The sequence below is a fragment of the Shewanella maritima genome, from assembly GCF_043643735.1.
GTDB classification, from domain to species: Bacteria; Pseudomonadota; Gammaproteobacteria; order Enterobacterales; family Shewanellaceae; genus Shewanella; species Shewanella maritima_A.
Genome location: NZ_JBHZSM010000013.1, coordinates 1 through 19,961 on the forward strand (window position 1 = coordinate 1; position 19,961 = coordinate 19,961).

Annotated in this window: 11 protein-coding genes; all 11 read right to left on the reverse strand. The window is 40.7% G+C overall.

The genetic code is table 11. The features are described 5' to 3' along the window. Positions 1-118: 118 nt before the first annotated feature. Positions 119-658, reverse strand: a complete 540-nt coding sequence (locus ACHUGF_RS13585) for a cell division protein ZapC (RefSeq protein ID WP_394131994.1) — start codon at positions 656-658, stop codon at positions 119-121. Positions 659-836: 178 nt separating this feature from the next. Next, positions 837-1,856 carry a quinone-dependent dihydroorotate dehydrogenase gene (gene pyrD, locus ACHUGF_RS13590; protein ID WP_394131995.1) on the reverse strand — a complete coding sequence of 340 codons (1,020 nt, stop codon included), beginning with the start codon at positions 1,854-1,856 and terminating at the stop codon, positions 837-839. 63 nt (positions 1,857-1,919) lie between these two features. Beyond that, positions 1,920-6,764 (reverse strand): NAD-glutamate dehydrogenase, encoded by a 4,845-nt coding sequence (locus ACHUGF_RS13595; RefSeq protein ID WP_394131996.1) that lies wholly within the window; start codon positions 6,762-6,764, stop codon positions 1,920-1,922. Positions 6,765-7,042: 278 nt separating this feature from the next. After that, positions 7,043-9,352, reverse strand: coding sequence for an efflux RND transporter permease subunit (locus tag ACHUGF_RS13600; RefSeq protein WP_394131998.1), 2,310 nt, complete (start codon positions 9,350-9,352; stop codon positions 7,043-7,045). Positions 9,353-9,391: 39 nt separating this feature from the next. After that, on the reverse strand, positions 9,392-10,399 hold the full coding sequence (locus ACHUGF_RS13605) for a WD40/YVTN/BNR-like repeat-containing protein (RefSeq protein ID WP_394132000.1): 1,008 nt from the start codon (positions 10,397-10,399) through the stop codon (positions 9,392-9,394). A 52-nt stretch (positions 10,400-10,451) separates the two neighbouring features. Further along, on the reverse strand, positions 10,452-11,816 hold the full coding sequence (locus ACHUGF_RS13610; protein ID WP_394132001.1) for a DUF1329 domain-containing protein: 1,365 nt from the start codon (positions 11,814-11,816) through the stop codon (positions 10,452-10,454). A 14-nt stretch (positions 11,817-11,830) separates the two neighbouring features. Further along, positions 11,831-13,882 carry a DUF1302 domain-containing protein gene (locus ACHUGF_RS13615; protein WP_394132003.1) on the reverse strand — a complete coding sequence of 684 codons (2,052 nt, stop codon included), beginning with the start codon at positions 13,880-13,882 and terminating at the stop codon, positions 11,831-11,833. A 313-nt stretch (positions 13,883-14,195) separates the two neighbouring features. After that, the gene (locus ACHUGF_RS13620; RefSeq protein ID WP_394132005.1) at positions 14,196-14,411 is read right to left on the reverse strand and encodes a DUF2835 domain-containing protein; all 216 of its coding nucleotides are present in this window, start codon (positions 14,409-14,411) and stop codon (positions 14,196-14,198) included. Between the two features lie 73 nt (positions 14,412-14,484). Next, positions 14,485-17,049, reverse strand: coding sequence for an aminopeptidase N (gene pepN / locus ACHUGF_RS13625; RefSeq protein ID WP_394132006.1), 2,565 nt, complete (start codon positions 17,047-17,049; stop codon positions 14,485-14,487). A gap of 71 nt (positions 17,050-17,120) precedes the next feature. Then, positions 17,121-19,178, reverse strand: a complete 2,058-nt coding sequence (gene prc / locus ACHUGF_RS13630) for a carboxy terminal-processing peptidase (RefSeq protein WP_394132008.1) — start codon at positions 19,176-19,178, stop codon at positions 17,121-17,123. A gap of 21 nt (positions 19,179-19,199) precedes the next feature. Further along, the gene (gene proQ, locus ACHUGF_RS13635; RefSeq protein WP_394132010.1) at positions 19,200-19,832 is read right to left on the reverse strand and encodes an RNA chaperone ProQ; all 633 of its coding nucleotides are present in this window, start codon (positions 19,830-19,832) and stop codon (positions 19,200-19,202) included. Positions 19,833-19,961: the final 129 nt, after the last annotated feature.

Below are 19,961 nucleotides of genomic sequence, written 5' to 3' on the forward strand. Positions count from 1 at the left end.
AAACAAAGATACAGGCAAACCCTAATTGATGATAACCACCTACTGAAGTAGGTGGTTTAGGGCTGAAAACAAAAAAGAGAAATGCATTGGCATTTCTCTTTTTCAATAAATGTTTAAATTATGCTGCAGCAGTGTGTCTGCGAGTGACTCTTCTTGCTGGTTGCAGTCTATCGTGCATAACCTTAATCGTATCAAATTGATTTAGTGATTTGGAACCACTCAATTGGCACGAAGGAGACAGTAATAACACTGTCGCAGCCTGTAGGCTGTTCTCAACAACTAAGGCTAATACACGTTGATTGTTGCATGTCAGTTGGAATAATTTACCCACTTCGCTATAAACGCATTCCTCTGAAGTTTCAAAGAACCACGATTTTGGCATTTGCGGTTTTAATAGGAAATGTGCAGCAGTTGCATTAAGTGCGGTTTGCACGATAGCAGCATCAGACATGGTTAATATTTTAGGTAATTGCTCAAGCATATTCATATAAAATTTAGCGTGCTCGACACTAAATTCAGATGCCTGTAATGCATCTGGAATAAGTAGCTTTGCGTTGTATGGGGTCAGGAACTCCATTTCAGAACCTAATGCAATACTGAGCGTTTTATGCTCCGCATTAAATTCCCAATGCCAGTCCTTATTCGGCATTAATAACATTGCTCTACACACCTAAAATATTTCTGTGATTCATATACTAGTGTATATTTCAAGCAATATCAAAAATATTTTAAAAAAATTTTGATATGAATCATAATGTTACCGCGATCTAAAGATCCTTTTTTTGATCGCGGCATGCTTTTTGATCAGCTAAATTTGATCTAAACGTGATCGCTGATTATTTAAAGTCGCATTGATCGACAATTTCTTTTACAAGTTGTGGACCTTGATAAATAAATCCTGAGTAAATTTGTAACATTGTCGCACCCGCATCAAGTTTATCTTGAGCATCTTTTGCACTGTTAATGCCACCAACGCCAATGATTGGTATTGCACCATCAATACACTCTGCTAATTGCTTAATTACTTTAGTAGATAATTCAGTTAACGGCTTACCGCTTAACCCACCAGTTTCTTCTGCATTATCAAGACCTTGAACATTATCCCTGCTCAAAGTGGTATTAGTTGCGATGACAGCGTCAAAATTATTCTTCTTTAATGACTCCGCAATGCTTTGAATTTCTTCAAGTGTTAAATCTGGAGCAATCTTTAAGGCAACAGGCACATACTTGCCATGCTTTTGTGCAAGCTCAGATTGTTTTACTTTGATCGAATTTAACAGATCATCAAGCAACTCACCGTACTGCATGGTGCGTAAACCAGGCGTATTTGGAGATGAAATATTCACTGCAATATACGCAGAATGCTGGTAAACCTTATCCATACAGATGAGGTAATCATCTTTGCCCTGCTCTACTGGAGTATCTTTATTTTTACCAATATTAACACCCACCATGATGTCAGACTTTTTAGCCATCAAATTACGCACTAGGTTATCAACGCCTTTATTGTTGAATCCCATACGGTTGATAATGCCTTTAGCTGGCTTTAAGCGGAACAAACGTGGTTGGTCATTACCCGGTTGTGGACGTGGTGTTACTGTACCGACTTCAATATGACCAAAACCCATTGCATAGAATGCATCAATTGACTCACCATCTTTATCTAAACCCGCTGCTAATCCGACTGGATTAGGAAAAGTTAGCCCCATACATTCTACTGGAGTTGATTTTACGTTCTGACTATAGAAACAATTCAATGGATTGTTTCCAGTCATTTTAAGACTCCCAATAGCAATGTTGTGCGCTACTTCAGGGTCCATCTGGAACATAACTTTTTGTGCGAGTTTGTAAAACATGTTTTCTCCTAGACCTAAAAAAAGCCCCAGCTAAATGCTAGGGCTCATTAATATTATATCGAATTAACTTTGACCTTCACAATGTAAAATCAATAAGTTTAATTCACGTAATGCGACCGAGAACTTAGCAAATTCATGTGTTTGAGAAACTTTGAAATCTGCAAGCATATGGAACCAGCGTTCTAGTAATACTTCATTGTTGCTGATCCATTCATTGATGACAGTGTCAGCATTACAGCTATCAGTACAGGTTCTCAATACGGCAGAGCTTAACGCACGCTGTTGCCAATCAAGTTCTTCTCTGAATGCCGCACGGGCAAGTGCTTGCCAGTGATTTGATACCGGTTGCGCACTAATTTGCTCTAAGAACCAATGCAATTCAACTTGTGCACCTAGCTTAAAGTAAGTTTCTGACACTAACTCAACAGACTTATTCTCAATCTGAGCAATTTGAGCAATATCTAATGCCGAGAACAATGTGCTCATCTTAGCCACAATCTGTGCCACTGGTTCAGGTACATTCTCGCGAGTTAGTGCTTTAATTTCAGCCGAAATTGCCGTCACTTCAGCTTCAATCATGTATTGATCAGCATTGGCTTTAAGCTGTTCAAACACTGGTTTAAAGAACTCAACGGTTTGCTCAATGTTATGAGAGCGATTACGGTGACGAATAAACCAGCGACAAGCACGGCGCATATTACGACGCAATTGATGCAACATTTCACCCTGAACGATTGCGGGTACTATACCGTTCAAATCAGTAATCGACTGCGTTAAGCTATCAAGCTCAAACACTTCTCGCGCCATAGTGTAACTGATTGCTGCTTCAGCTACTGAGGCACCTGTCTCATCTTGCATACGTTGGACAAAATTAAAGCCCATATCATTCACTAATTCATTAGCTAATGAAGTGGCAATGATCTCCCCTCTAAGTGGGTGACTTGGCATTTTGTCAGCGTACTTTTGTTGTAGCTGTTTAGGGAAATACTCAACAAGCAGCTTGCTCAAGAAAGTATCTTCAGTGATTAATGGCGTCACTAATTGCTCTTTAAGCACCATTTTTGCATAAGCCACTAAGACTGATAACTCAGGGCGCGTTAGACTCTTACCATTAGCAAGGCGCTCAGCTAGATCATCTTCTGATGGCAAGAACTCAAGTGCTCTATCCAACTTACCTTCTTTTTCAAGATGATGAATAAAGCGGATCTGCTCTTTTAACTGTGACTCACCACGTACCTGAGTAACTGAAATTGTACGAGTTTGATCGTTACAATCTCTTAAAACAATTTCAGACACTTCATCAGTCATGTCTTCCAACAACTTGTTACGTTGCTTAACGGTCAATTCGCCATCTGCAACCAATGTGTTTAAGAAGATCTTGATGTTGACTTCGTTATCGGAACAATCTACGCCACCGACGTTATCAACGAAGTCAGTATTCATACGACCGCCTGCTGCAGTGTATTCAATCCGGCCCAATTGAGTGCAACCTAAATTACCACCTTCACCGATAATACGTGCCTTCACTTCACTGCCGTTGACACGAAGTGCATCATTAGCACGATCGCCTACTTCAGCATGCGATTCAGAGGTCGCTTTAACGTAAGTACCAATACCACCATTCCAAATTAAATCGACCTGCATTTTCAGCAGCTCAGTTAATAGCTGGTTTGGCGTCATAGATGTTAATTCGGTACTAAGCATGGACTGCATTTCTTTAGTCAGCTTGATTGATTTAGCTGAACGCAGGAATACACCACCACCTTTCGAAATAAGTTTGCTGTTATAGTCTTCCCAGCTGCTGCGCGGTAAATCAAACAAACGCTGACGCTCTGCATAACTTGTTTCAACATCAGGTGTTGGGTCAATAAAGATGTGCATATGGTTAAATGCAGCAACCAGTTTGGTGTGCTTAGATAGCAACATACCGTTACCGAAAACGTCACCCGCCATATCGCCAACGGCTAAACAGGTAAAGTCTGTTGTTTGGCAATCAATGCCAATCTCACGGAAATGGCGTTTAACGGATTCCCAAGCACCTTTAGCCGTGATACCCATTTTCTTATGGTCGTAGCCATTACTGCCACCTGATGCAAATGCATCACCCAGCCAGAAGCCGTATTCAATCGCAATTGAGTTAGCAATGTCTGAGAAAGTTGCAGTACCTTTGTCAGCTGCAACTACTAAATAAGCATCATCTTCATCATGACGTACAACATCTGCTGGTGGAACAACTTCACCATTGACGATGTTGTCGGCTAAATCTAACAAACCACGGATGAATAAACGGTAACACGCTTGGCCTTCATTAAAGAATGCCTCTCGGCCACCGTCAGTTGGCAATTGTTTACAAACAAAGCCACCTTTCGCACCCACAGGCACAATAACAGTGTTTTTTACTTGCTGTGCTTTCACCAGACCTAAAACTTCAGTTCGGAAGTCTTCTCGTCTGTCTGACCAACGTAAACCTCCGCGAGCAACTTTACCACCACGTAAATGCACACCTTCTACTCTTGGCGAGTATACGAAGATTTCAAACTTAGGAAGCGGCTTTGGCATCTCAGGGATCATCTCTGGCGAGAATTTGAATGAGATATAAGGCTTGTTTTCTCCCGCACTGAGTGTCTGATAGAAGTTAGTTCTTAGCGTCGCATTAATTAAATCCAAATAACGGCGAATAATGCGATCATCATCCAAGCTAGATACATCATCTAGCTGTAGATTAATTTGTTCAACGAACTTACCTAATGTTCTCGTCTTAAGCTTAGGGTTAAACTTACGTATGAACATTTTCACCAATAGTTCGGCAATCTTAGGATAACGACTAAAGGTTTCTTCTATGTACGATTGACTGAATGTTGCGTCAATTTGGCGCATGTATTTAGCGTAAGCACGCACGATTGACACTTCACGGCCAGATAATCCAGTCGATAACACCATACGGTTAAAACCATCGTCTTCAAGTTTCTTCTGCCACACTTGTGATAGTGAATCTTGGAAGCGATCTTGGCTATCTGCTAGATTATCTGTAGCAGCACCTTGCACTGTCATTAAGAAGTCTAGGATCCAGTATGTATTACCTTCAGCTGTTTTGATTTCGTATGGACGCTCATTAATCACACGTAAACCAAAGTTTTCAAGCATTGGTAAAACATCTGACAAATGAATTGGTTCATCTTTATGGAAAAGTTTTAAGCGAACTTTATTATCATCCAATGCCGACTCTTGCGGCTGATAGAACAACATTCCAAGTTTATGTTCGTCATCCAGCGCTTCTAGTTGTTGGATATCAACTACTGCCGAGCTTGGTAATACATCATCCTTATAACTTTGTGGGAACGCATTAAGATATGACTTAGTTAATCCAGTACCGAGTTGCTCACCCACGGTGTTGTTTAAAGAGCTGTGCAGTTTATCCTGCCATGAGCGCGCGGCTTCTGTTAGGTTTTGTTCAATTGCAGCCACATCCACATCCATATTATTATTATCAACTTTAATGATGTAATGAGTTCGAGCCAAGGTTGACTCAGAGAAATAAGTCGTAAATTCAACTTCTTCATTACTGTTGAAGTGCTGAGCCAAAATACGCTGTGTATCTTGACGCAATTTAGTGTTGTAACGATCTTTCGACACATACACTAAGCAAGATAAGAAACGACCAAAGCCATCTTTTCGGACAAATAATTTCAACTTGTCACGATCTTGCATTTCTAGCACACCATGAGCGATAGATGATAATTCAGTTTCTTTTGCTTGAATTAACTCATCACGTGGCAGGGTCTCAAGAATATTCATCAGCGCTTTGTAATCATGAGAACGTGGCATTAAGCCTGAATGATCTAATACACGTTGCACTTTTTGCGACAATAAAGGGATTTCACGAGGGCTTCGGTTATACAAGTTTGATGCATAAAGACCGATAAACCTGTCTTCACCAATGACGTTGCCTTTCTTATCGAAACGCTTGACGCCAATGTAATCAACATATGCTGGGCGGTGAACACGGCTCTTAGCTGAGCTTTTAGTTAATACCAGCAAACTGTCATCAAGGGCTTCTTTACGAGCTGTTTCAGACAGTGACGATAATAATAAACTGCGATCACTTGTATTAGATTTTGAACGCCCCATCAACCCAAGACTGGTGGACATATCTGGAATTAATTCAACATCACCTTCAACACGGTTTAAATCGTAATAGCGGTAACCTAGCAAAGTAAAATGATGATTATTCAAATATTTTAGAAACTCAACTGCTTCTTCAAGTTCTTGTTTATCACCAGGAAAAGGACGTTTAGGTAGTTGCTTAATTGTGTCAGATAAGCGTTCTGATAAGTTTTTCCAGTCATTAACAGAGGCTGAGACATCGTTAAATACGGATTGAATTTCTGTTTCAATCGCCTTGATGTCTTCTGCGCTATTTTGTTTATCAATTTCGACAAGGAATACAGCGACGTGATCGCCATCTGACTCTGATTGATGAATAAATGAAACCTGATCAACTTGTTTACCTGAACGTTGAACATTCATCGGCGTATGGAGCATCACATGCGCTGTAATCCCCATGCGATTCAATGCCATGGACAAAGAGTCAACCAAGAATGGCATATCAGGTAAAATAACTTCGATAATACTGTGTGTCGATTGCCAGCCATGCTTTGACTGGCTCGGGTTAAACACGCGAATGTGAGTATCACCTACTGGGGTTTTATTAAGGGCATTCCAAAGGCTAACTACAGCACCGTATAAATCGCTATCATTGCGGGCGTGTAAGTCATCCTTCGACATATGGGTGTACAAACAGTTAGCAAACTGCTCAACCTGTTTAGCTTGTGAATTAGGGATTTTCGAATGAATTAAAGTGACTACATTTTCTAGTAGTACTGAAGGCATTGCATCTTTCAAGGCCATGTTGCAGATTCCTTAAGCGTCTATGGCAGCGCTTTTATCATTATTTGAATGCTTCGCTCGTGACTCAGTTAAACTCTAAACCAAAACATACTGAGATCTGGCGCAAAGTTTATTACTAAATTGCTGCTTTATCGAGAAAAATTTTAGTGGTAGATCCTGTATAAATCCAGTTTTAACTGGCTTGTGAAAAACAAAGTGACATTTGAATCGAAATTGCAGGTTTTCTATGCAAAAAAAAAGAGAAGCAAAGCTTCTCTTTTTCAATATAACTTGTTTATTTACTTACGTTTAGGCCAAAACAGTGCTGAAAGTGCTGGCAGAATAATAATTGCTCCCAACATATTCACTAAAAACATGAAGGTTAACAAAATCCCCATGTCCATTTGGAATTTAAGCGCTGAAAAGAACCAAGTACTAACGCCAATAGCAAGTGTAAGGCCAGTAAAGATGACAGCACTACCACGTTCAACTAATGCTTCGTAATAAGCTTGTTGAACTTGCATCCCCTTTGTTAGCTTTTGTGACATGGTAGATAAAATATAAATACCGTAATCGACACCAATACCGACACCTAACGCAATCACTGGTAATGTGCTCACAGCAAGGCCAATATCCAACCACGTCATTAGTGCCTGCGCTAAAGTTGAAACAACATATAAAGGTATGATGACAGCAATTGTTGCCTTAATAGATTTAAAACTAATCAAACACAACACGAACACCGCGCCATATACATACAACATCATAGGTAATTGCGCTTCACTCACAGCTTCATTCGTTGCAGCCATTACACCAACTGGACCTGAAGCGAGTTTAAATTGCAGCTCTGGTGTATTTAATTGCGCTGCAACGTGTTTCACCTTAGCGATGACTACTTCAATGGTTTCTGCTTTATGATCTTTTAAGAATAAATAAACAGGCATAACTGAACAGTTACTGTTGAGTAATCCAGAAGTGGTTGGTACTCGCCCTACTGCTTGAACTAAGCTAGCGGTTGTACGTGGTAACACTTCCCACTTAGGATTACCTTCGTTAAAGCCAGCGTTCACTTTCTTGGCTATCGATGACAAACTCACCGTAGATTCAACTCCTGGTGTATTCGCCACCATCCATTCAAATTGCTCAATTTGAGTCAATACAGAATGGTATGTACAAGCCTCAGGTGTTGCCTCGACTATCACAGACATAACATCAGTAGTAATTGAAAACTTCTCTGTAATAAAGAAAGTGTCTTGGTTATAACGTGAGTCTAAATGCAAAGCAGGTGCACCACCTTGTAAATCACCAATCTTCATATTAGCTGATTGCTGAAAACCGAAGGCATAAAGCACAGCGGTACACACTAAAACTACAACGGCATATTTAGGGGTCGCGAACTTAGACATGGATAACCAGAAACGTTCTACCTTTTCCTTTTTGGCCTTATCAACAGTCAGTTTTGATAAATCAGTGTATGAAATCACTAAAGGTAGCAAAATTAGATTAGTTAGAATAATGACAGCCACACCTAATGAAGCAGATATCGCTAGTTCACGAATAATACCAATATCAATAGCAAGTAATGTTAAGAAGCCGACAGTATCTGATAATAACGCAACCCCGCCTGGAATTAATAAAGTACGAAACGCTGATGCAGAAGCGGCTTTCGTAGCTTGACCTTGTACAACACGACTACGCACACCATTAATCATTTGCACGCCATGGCTCACACCAATTGCAAACACTAAAAACGGTACAAGAATCGACATGGGATCTAGGCCAAATCCAACGACGGTCAGCAGGCCTAATTGCCATACAACAGCCATCAAGCTACAAATAAGCGGTAGAACCGTTAGCACAATCGATTTAGAGAATAGATAAACCATCACTGCTGTTATCGCGATGGCAATAAGGAAAAATAACAGTACGCCTTTGGCACCTTCAGCTACATCACCTGCCATTTTGGCAAAGCCAATGATGTGAATTTTTATATTTTCATTTTGAAATTGGCCACGTAACTCTTGTTCTAATTGATTGGCAAATGCAATCGTATCTAGTGGTTCACCGGTTTGTGGGTCAAACTCCATTAGCTGCGCTGAAACCATCGCCGCAGAATAATCGATGGCAATTAATCGGCCAACAATACCCGCCTTTTCCACATTCTCCCTAACCACACCTAGGCTGTAATCATCATTGGTGAAATCAGCCGGAATAACAGGACCGCCAGCAAAGCCATCCTCTACGACTTCAGTGAAACGAGTCGAAGGAGAATATAAAGATTTTACTTGTGAGCGCTCTACACCCGGAATAAAAAATAGCTGATCATGTACATTTTTTAATGCTTCAAAGAATACAGGGTTAAAAATATCACCACTGGTATCCTCAACTGCAACCATAATACTGTTAGCGCCACCAAAATCCTTTTGATGCTTAGTATATGTTTGCATATAAGCATGATTTAGTGGAATATTTTTGCTAAAGGCTGCATCCATTTTTAATTGGCTAGCTTGAAAGCCTAAAAAGCCTGTCATTAATATAAATGACAAAATCACCCACATTCGGTTACGAAATAGGTGTGACTCAAATCCATTGACCAGTTTATCTAACATCTTAAGGCCCTATTATTTTAATTATTGATTAGCCAACTATTAATCTTGTAGCTGGAATAACCCTTTGCTACCTGCAAACCACAGTTGCCCTTGCACATCTGCAGCGACAGCGACAATATTTTCACCCTGACGGCGCGCCAGTAGCGCTGCTGTATTATCTTTAATTTCAATGATGCTGCCTGCATTGCCAACTAGCAATAAACGGCCATCAGTGGTTTCGAATGCACCATTGATTGAAGACTCAACTGGGAGTTCGATTTCTTGCCATTGACTAAATGTATGATCAGTTTTAAATACGTGACCACGCAGTCCCATTACGTAAATATTGTTTTGATATTCGATGGCAGTAAACATAGAGCCATCGTAATCAAACTCAACTTTATCAAAATGTTTACCTTGGTTATCAGAGATAGTAACAGTGCCTAATTCACCAACCATCAAAATGCGGCCGTCAGATAGCTTAACTACACGATTGAAATGGGGTAATAATGCAGATTTTTCAGAAAGGTATAATGCCTCATCCTCGAGTTTCAATTCAGCTAAATAGGCGACATCTTCTTCAAACAACAATTCTTCATGGAATTCTTCTTGCCAGTTCTGGCCTCCATCCGATGTACGATAAAACAGACCATAAGCACCAACAGCAATACCATGCTGCGGATCAAAAAACATGACATCTAAAAACGGTTTTTCAATGTCTGGCGACTGCATTTGCAATTGCCAAGTCATGCCACCGTCTTGAGTATGGATAATGGTTGCGTCATGGCCAACAGCCCAGCCATGGGTATCATTAATAAAAAAAGTTTTGGTCAATTGCGCAATGACTGGCGTGGCGACTTGCTGCCAATCTTGTTGTTTAATAAGCACATGACCTCGTTGCCCAACAGCCACTAATTGTTTGCCTGTCGTGGCGATATCAAGCACTAATGAAGATTTAGCGAGAGGTTGAATTTGAGCAGCGAGCGGATCAAGTTCAGCATGAGCTGGCATATGGGCAATTAAGCCCAAGCCAACTAACACTGCGCTGCGAAGTATGCTAAACGACATACAGACTTCCTTTACAGTAGATAGGGGCGCAAGCGCCCCTCATGAGAACTAATTAACGAATACCAGAGCGACGAAGCGCATCAGGTGTGAAATTACGGCTTGATAGTTTGGCATCGAAGTTATACATACGACCTTCATTATCTAAGCCCATTGCTAGATAACGACGTGACTGCAAGTCATGGAATACTTCTAACGTACTCCAGTGAGTTGGCACTTCGTAATAATTGATACTGTGTGCTGTTGCGACACGGTATAGTTCATCACGGTTATCGTACATATCGGCTAGCGATACTTGCCATGAATCCTCATCAATATAGAACACACGCGTTTTATAAATATGACGCATACCGTCTTTTAGTGTTGCTTTCACTTCCCAAACACGGTGTTTTTCCCAACGTGCATATTCAGGGTTTATATGGCCCGGTGTGAGAATATCTTTATATTTAAGTGCATCTGAATGAAGCTTATAGTCGTTGTAAGGAATATAGATCTCTTTCTTGCCCACCAATTCCCAGTTATAACGAACTGGAGAACCATTGAACATATCAAAGTCATCCGTAGTACGTAAGCCATCTGACACTGTACCTGGTGTATCAAATGCAACATTTGGCGCTTTACGTACGCGACGTTGTCCTGTGTTATAAGTCCATGCCTGACGTGGTAAAGCCTCTTGGTCCATGGTCTCTTTTACGAGTAGGGCTGTACCCGCTAAACGAGCTGGTTGGGTGACAACTTGTTTGAAAAAGAATAACGTGTTGGTTTCTTTTAGTTTCTCTAATGTCACTTCTGGGCGAGAATACTCAAAGCGGATCTGCTCTTTATTCTCAACTAGTGTATATGAGCCAGATGCCGTCGGCGCGGCTTGACTTCGACTAGTTTCAACATCGACACCGCGGAAACGCAGAATATGATTCCAAATCGCTTCTAAACCATTTTGTGGAATAGGAAATGGAACACCAATGGTGGCACCAGAAATGCCGTTCCCCTCTGATACAAGTTCAGCACTGGTCGCATTCACTTTAGTTGCATCATATACATACTGAGGTACAGATGCTGTACGACGTGTTTGGTACACATTCATTTTATAAGTGTCTGGATACAATTCAAATAACTTGATTTGACCAGGTGTTAAATGTTCTGAGTATTGAGCCTTATTGGCATTAGTAATAGTAAATAACACTTTATCAGCCGTAAAAGGATCAGGGTGATGCATGCCCTTCTCATATCCAGCTGGTGCTTGTGTAATACCACCATTCCATTCAGGAATAGACCCATCAGCATTAGCAGCGACTTCAGCCCCTAATGGCGTTAAGCTAGTGCCTAGTTTTGCCGCTTCAGCTTCTGATACTTTTGCAATCACAGTGCCAGAGCTCATTGCAAGTAACATGGCTGCCGATAATATCGTCAGTTTCTTCATTATAATTATCCTTTTTATATCGAAAACTTAACGTTGAACGAGACATAGTCTCTATCAGACATCGCGTTTGTCGTACCAACACCACCAAAGAAACTGTTATATGAGAAATCGAATCCCCAGCGACTTTGATAGTCAAAATTCACACCCAGCGCAACTGACTTTCGGCCTTCAGTAAACAAAAACATAGGGTCAGGCGTAATACCACTTACATCGTGGGAGAAAATAACCCGTGGAGACATATTCATGCCAGCCATTAAGTTATTGAAATCAGCCTTTGCAACTAAACGGTAACCCCAAGCAAAGTCAGTTGGGAATGGGTTGGTTTCAGGACCGTTGTGCAACGCTTCAATAATACCTGGCATATCAGGATTACCACCAGAACGTGCAGTTCCTGGACCATTTAGACGAAGCTCATCAAAACCTGGCATATCGTGGATCCAGACACCACCAACTTCAGCCAACATGACGAGGTTGTCCATACCTAATGTTGGACCAAATAAATGAGTGACAGTTGCCTGTGCCTGAGTGGTGTCAAGTTGAATAAACCCGTCAACCGTTGCACCTGGCTCAAACACTTCCATTTGAGAAATACCATCGAGGTCTGGGCGCAATTCTGCATTAGCCAATTGTTGTGGCATTGCAGCAAAAAGTAACTCTACGTCATCAATTTGTAATGGCTCATCCTTACGGTGAGCGATTTCGCCCGCAACGGAAGTATCACCAACCAAGGTATTGAAACTTGCACCGAATAGCTGAATATCTTCAGGGTACACAATTTGTGCTTTGGTGAAGGTCTTCATTTGTAGCATCAAGTCGCGATCGATTTGGCCACCACTTTGTGCCAGTAGCCCATAATCATGAGCGATTGCAGCTTGTGTGAAATCAGACGCGGTACCACTAATAAGCGGACGTCGACTGTGGTAATTCATGTAGTACAAACCGAATTCTGTTTCGCCGAGCTCTGGTGAGTAATAACCCAATTTAACACCGAATTGGCCATCATCAGGCGCATCTTGAGCATCTTGAATTAACGCAACCTTTGTTGCATAAGGTACCATGAGACCTGCAAGTGACGGGTCAAAACCGGTAGCCCCTGCAAATTGATAAAGATCAGAATACTCTGACATTAAGAAATCTAGGTTGATATCAGGATTCGCATTAAACCCTAATTGTGCGTTTTGGTTATAACCACCAAAACCCGCGAAATCATTTGTTGCAAAAATAGAACCAGGAGCAGGCACCCAAACTTGCTGCCACTCATATTGATAGAAAGCTTCTACGTTTAAGTTTTCAGTCAAACCTAATGAAGCCCATACCATACCTTGTGGTCTAAATGCTTCTTTAAGTTCTGCACCCGGCGCATTGAGAATGTTCAGGTCAACTGCGTTAATCACACCGATACCATGTGGAATAAGGGTACTTTCCCCCCAAGATACAACCTGATTACCAACTCGAACAGTCAGTGGGTTTTGACCATCATTTAAATCCCAGTTGGCATAAACAAATGCATCTAACAAGCGGACATCTTTACATTGTACTTCTGATGCTTGATCATCTGCACAAGGGTCGTATGTATTGCCTGTTAATGGGTCATTGAAGTCATAATGGCCATCATTAAGTTTACGATCATAGAAGTACATACCGCGCACGAATAAACCGTAGTTTTCATATTGCAAAGACAATTCATGCAACCCTTTGAAAATTTCAGATGTACGGTCACCTTGTGAGTACAGTAGGTTACTTAAGTCGTTATTACTGGAATAAGAGCCTGGTTGCTCCCAAATTTCTGCAGAGGTATAGCGTATATCACCAAATGGCGGCATGTCAAAGCCAGAATAGCCAGACCAATCAAACTGTGGTTGGTTTACTTTACCAATTTGGCCAGCCCAGTCACGCTCACTCACACGCCAACTAGCACCAAGTGTCCAAGTAGAGTCAAAGGTACCTTCAACTTCTCCCCAATTGAATGATACAGCAGAAACGTTTGCGCTCATTCCAAGATACAATGCCGACACTACCCCCAAAGCAAGCGCCGACTTGTTAAACTTCTTCTTAACGATATTCATTTATTTATTCTCCGTAACCTGCTGTATTCGTTGTTATAGGAATTTGACCAACATCTTGTTAGCTCACAGGCAACACCATTGTTACAGCATTTAACATCATTGAGCAAGTTCAATAACAAAGAAAATGTTTAATAAAATTAGTAGGATTAGGAGAAAACAAGCTAAATAAACAGTCGTTTATTTGAATATAAAAAGAAGTGAATAAATCAATCTGTTAACACTCGTAAAAAAAGTAACAAATTCATTTATTTAAAGATGAAATATAAGGGAAATGTGATAAACAGCTATCAATCAAACGTTTGAAGTAAATACTCTATATTTTTTTTAGTGATTGAAAGCCACCTTTCTCATCAACATCTAAACAAAACTGGCCTTTAATACCTTCAGGCTGTAAAAAGGGTAGAAAATATTTGGCATTAACATGTAACACTCTTCCAAACTGCTCTATTACTTCTACTTTATTCACATGACCTTGATAATAAAGTAAAAAGTCGTCATAGCTTATGTTACATCGAAAATAATACTGCATATTGTGCTCTGCTAACGCGTTGAAAAAAGGCAGCAACGCTGATTACTGCCCTATTGCAACATATAAAATTTGTTTATGACACCTGCTCTAGTGCCTTGTTTACTTTTTCAAACAAATCTTTAGATAAATCAGGTAATGCTTGCAATACTTTTAATTGCTCAATCATAAGTGACTGACGCTGAGTATCAAATTTTGAAAATTGAATCAGAGGTGTAATCATTCTGGCTGCCACTTGCGGATTCAGTTTATTCATTTTAATCAAAACTTTGGTTAAATATTGATACCCTTTTCCATCTATACGGTGGAATTGACTCGCATTACCGGCAGCAAAGCTACCTATTAATGAACGGACTCTATTAGGGTTATTAAAACTGAAACTTGAGTGAGTGGTTAACGATTCAATACGTTCAATCACATTCTCAGCACGATTGATTGCTTGCATGGTAAACCATTTATCCATAACCAATGGTACATCGCGCCATTGTTGTTCAAATTGTTCGAGTAAAGATTGCATGCAATCGGCCTGGGTTGCCACAGCCGCACAAAGAGCACCAAGTGAATCTGTCATATTAGTCGCATTATTGAACTGCTGCACCATCAATGCCTCATGCTCTTGGGATACATGACCTAATAGCAATAACAATGCATTTTTCATAGCCCTCGCAGGCGCTGAATCGACAGGTAGTAACTGGCGATAACGTGCTAAAAGTTCATCTTGACAATGCTCAGCTATCGATTCAATCACAAACGCCCTAGCGGCCATTAGTTTATCTAAATCAACTTTATCGACCTGTTCAATCAAAGCATGTGTTGAAGGAATTGATAGAATTTCAGCCACAAGTGCTTGGTCAAGTGAACCATCTAGAATAATGCCTCTAAAACCATCTACAACCCTGTGGTCAACATTCATCGCTTGAGCTTGGATTAGAAGCGCTACATTATGCCAAATAGTTTGACTCACTAGCTGTACAGATGCTTCCCAACGAGCCACTTCGCTACTTGCATAACGGGTTAGATGCACTAACTTATCAATACTGAAATCAGCCACTAATTTAACGGGTGCAGAGAAATCTTGCAGTAGTGAAACAGTTGGCTGCTGAGTGATATTCTCAAATTTAAACGTCTGCTCAAGTTCAGTCACATCTAACACTTGGTTTACTAGGCTGTTGCCTTGGCTATCTAACAACTCAATACTAAATGGAATGTGTAAAGCTTCGCCTTTGACTCCGTGCGCTTCAACATGCTGCTTCACATGTAATAAATAAGACTCAGTTGTCGCGTCATATTCTTCTGCTACTGTGAGTACAGGCGTGCCAGCTTGTTGATACCAACGTTTAAATTGTGTCAGGTTAACGCCGCTAGCATCGGCCATAGCGTCGACAAAGTCATCACAAGTTACCGCTTGACCATCATGACGTTCAAAATAGCATCGCATACCTGCTTGGAAATTATCTTCTCCTAGTATGGTGTGCATCATGCGAATAACTTCAGCACCTTTGTTATATACCGTCACAGTGTAAAAGTTATTCATTTCAATGACTGATTCTGGACGTATTGGATGCGCCATTGGTCCTGAGTCTTCAGCAAACTGTTGGTTCTTCATAACTCGGATTGCTTGGATTCGATTAACAGCACGTGAACCCACATCTGAGCTAAACTCTTGATCTCTAAAAACGGTTAAGCCTTCTTTCAAGCTTAATTGGAACCAATCGCGGCAAGTAACGCGGTTACCAGTCCAATTATGAAAGTACTCATGACCAACAACGGATTCTATACCATGGTAATCATCGTCAGTAGCACTGGCTTTGTCTGCTAGTACGTACTTGGTATTAAATACATTTAAGCCTTTATTCTCCATTGCACCCATATTGAAAAAGTCGACGGCGACAATCATATAGATATCTAGGTCATACTCTAAGCCAAATCGTTGCTCATCCCACTGCATTGATTTCTTGAGTGATGCCATAGCGTGATCGGCTTTATGCAGATTCCCTTTATCAACAAAAACTTGAAGTTTTACATCGCGACCAGACATAGTGACAAATTTGTCTTCTAATAAATCAAAATCACCAGCTACTAATGCAAATAAATACGCAGGTTTTGGAAATGGGTCATTCCACACCACAAAGTGACGCTCTGAACGCGGCATTTCGCCACGAACAACTTCATTACCATTACTTAATAAAAATGGGAATGCTGCTCTATCTGCTTCTACCCTTACCTGATAAGTAGCTAACACATCGGGTCTGTCCAAAAAGTATGTGATCCTTCTGAAACCTTCAGCTTCACACTGTGTGCAATAGGCGCCATCGGACATATAAAGCCCTTCCAATGAAGAGTTTGCTTCAGGATCCAATTGCGTCACTATGGTTAACTCGAACTCCGACTTTTTTACCTCAATCATTAATGAAGAATCAGTCTGTTTGTATTCAGCTGGGTTGCCATCGATCTTGACGCTTAGCAAGGTTAAGTTTTCACCATCTAGGATTAACTGACTACTGTCACTTAAACGTTCAACCTTTGAAACGGCAGTAACTGTGGTGTTATTACCATCAAGAATGAAATCTAAATCGGTATGAGTGATGGTAAAGGAGGGTTTTTGATAATCTTTAAGGTGTTTTGCTTGTGCTTGCGTCATAGCGCGTCCTTAATTAAAAATAAATATGAAAAAACGCGCATAAAAGCGCGTTTTTTATTGTTTAATCAGTGTTATTGCTGCTGAGCTTCTGCTCTTGCTAATTTTTTAGCATCTACCATATCTAATGTGATCATGGCTGTTTCATCTAGGAATGGATCTGGCATATCCTCAGCTTTCACATCCTCAGCATCATCTAAAGATTCAATTACAGCTAGACCATTTCGAGCACGGCGTTCATTCTCACGCTTAAGTGCACGCGCATCGTCATCATCACGCGCCGCAATACGTTCAGACTTAACTAATGAAATAGATTTTTCATCATGCTGTTTTCTGAACTCAGCGATATCTTCATTGATATAACCAAACTCAACATCAGTTGCAATTCTCTGCTGGTGATTAGCAGATAACATAGAAACAAATTCAGGTCGAATGTTTCCTAGGGTGCCATACTTAGCAACTGGCACTTGATCCCATGGTAAAGCATTTTTCTCTTCAGATTCACCGTACTCACCTGGCTCTAATGCACTTGGGAAAGCAATATCAGGTGTGACACCTTTTAGCTGAGTACTGCCACCATTAATACGATAGAATTTTGCAATGGTGTACTGCACATGACCAATTGGTTTTTCATACATATCATAGATACGGCCTAAACTTTTATGCTGCTGTACAGTACCTTTACCAAAAGTAGATTCACCCACCACTAACGCTCTGTTGTAATCTTGTAAGGCAGCTGCAAAAATTTCTGATGCAGACGCACTATAGCGATCGACCATAATCGTTAATGGACCATCATAAGCACTCTTACCATCGTTATCTCTGTTTTGAGTCACTCGGCCATTTGCATCACGAATTTGCACAACAGGGCCAGCATTAATAAACAATCCTGTAAGTAGCGTGGCTTCAGTCAACGCACCACCACCATTTCCGCGTAAATCGATAATCACGCCTTCAACGTTGGCTTTTTCTAACTCGACAAGTTCTTTACGCACATCTTCAGAAAGATTCATGTAAAAACCAGGGATCTGAATTACACCAATCTTTCGATTTGCATATTCACCTTCAGTTGGTTCTACTACTTTAGATGTCGCTGCGCGATCTTCAAGACGGATTTTGTCACGGACAATTGTTACTTCAAAAGGTTGTGCGTTGGCACCACCTTTATTAGGTAACACTTGTAGAATAACCTCACTGCCCTTTGGTCCTTTAATCAAGTCAACAACGTCATCTAAACGCCAGCCAATGACATCAACGATTTCCTCGCTTTTCTGACCAACACCAACAATTTTGTCTTCTGGAGACAATTTTTCGCTGCTTGCAGCCGGTCCACCTGCGACGAGGCTTTTGATAACGGTGTAATCGTCAGTCATCTGCAATACAGCACCAATGCCTTCAAGACTTAGGTTCATTTCCATTTGGAAACGCTCTGCATTACGAGGGGATAAGTAACTGGTGTGTGGTTCAACCGTTCGTGCAAATGCATTCATGACACTTTGGAATACATCTTCACTGTGAGTTTGACCTAGGCGTTTGATAGCGTTGTTATAACGCTTTCCTAGGATTTCGGTGATTTCTTCCCACTTTTTGCCAGTCAGTTCGAGGTTAAGTGCGTCATATTTAACTCGTTGGCGCCAAAGCTCATTTAATTCAGCTTCATCTTTTGGCCAATTTGCTTCTTTGCGGTCATACTCGTAAGCATCACCCGCTTGCTCAAAATCAAATTCTTTTTCTAACAATGAAAGCGCATAGGAAAAACGCTCATAGCGGCGCTGTTGAACAAGTTCATAGATTTTGAAAGCAGGTGTCATATCACCTGTTTTGACCATATCATCAAACTGATGTTTGTACTTATCAAAGCTTTGTACATCTGCAGCTGTAAGTACATTACGACGGAAATCTACTTGTTGAAGGAAGCGATCATAGATTTGCTCTGAAAAAGCATCATCAAGATCAAAGCGGTGATAATGAGAGCGAGTAAAAATGTTCGTTACTCGCTTGCTCGCCACTTTATGTTGTGGCTCTTGAGCTAGTTTGGGTAACTCGCTGATTTGAATAGTAGGTGACAATGCCCAAGCCGAAAATCCGACAAATAAACTGGCAATTGACACGGCTAAAGACATTTTTCGCATCAGCAAGTACTCCTTAAAGAATTATAGTAGAATGTGTTCAGCACGTACCTTTACGGTTAAACCAGAGTCTAGTTGTACGTGAACATCCTCTTTTTTGATGTCTGTAATTACACCAGCGACTGGGGATGCACCTAATTTAACATTGACTCGTTGATCCGCTTTAAGTTCATTTAGTTCTGCTTTCACTAAATTCACTTCTGGTGCTTTTTCTTTCACTGGACGAGGTTTTTTATGTGGTACTCGTTTATTTTGTGCGCGTTTATTATCAGTCGCCGCAGGTTTTTTTCCTGATTTCTTTGGTGCCTGAGCCATACGCTTAGCTTTCGCTTTCTCTTGACTCTCTTTAAGAGTCGTCTGCGCATGTTCAATGTGTTCTTGCTCTAATTCACCGCAATCGTTGCCATCTAGGTCAACACGCTGTACACCAGCCTTAATCCCTTTAAGGTAACGCCAGCTGCTTGTGTAACGGCGTAATGCAACACGTAATTGGGTTTTACTGACCTTAGAATCATCAGCTAACCGCTCAGCTAAATCTTGGAATAAACCAATCTTAAGAGGTTTAGTTTCACCTTCCTTTATAAAACATAAAGGAAAAGTTTCGTATAAATACGCCAAAATAGCGTTTGTGTCGGTCAACTTTTCTGTTGATTCCATTGTTACTTCCACGTTTAAAGGGACTCAAAAATGATATTTTTCAATACCATGCAGTCGTTCATCATTCATTGATCGTTTACAACGTTCAACCTACAAATTAGCACTATAATTGCTTTTGCTAAAGCGTTT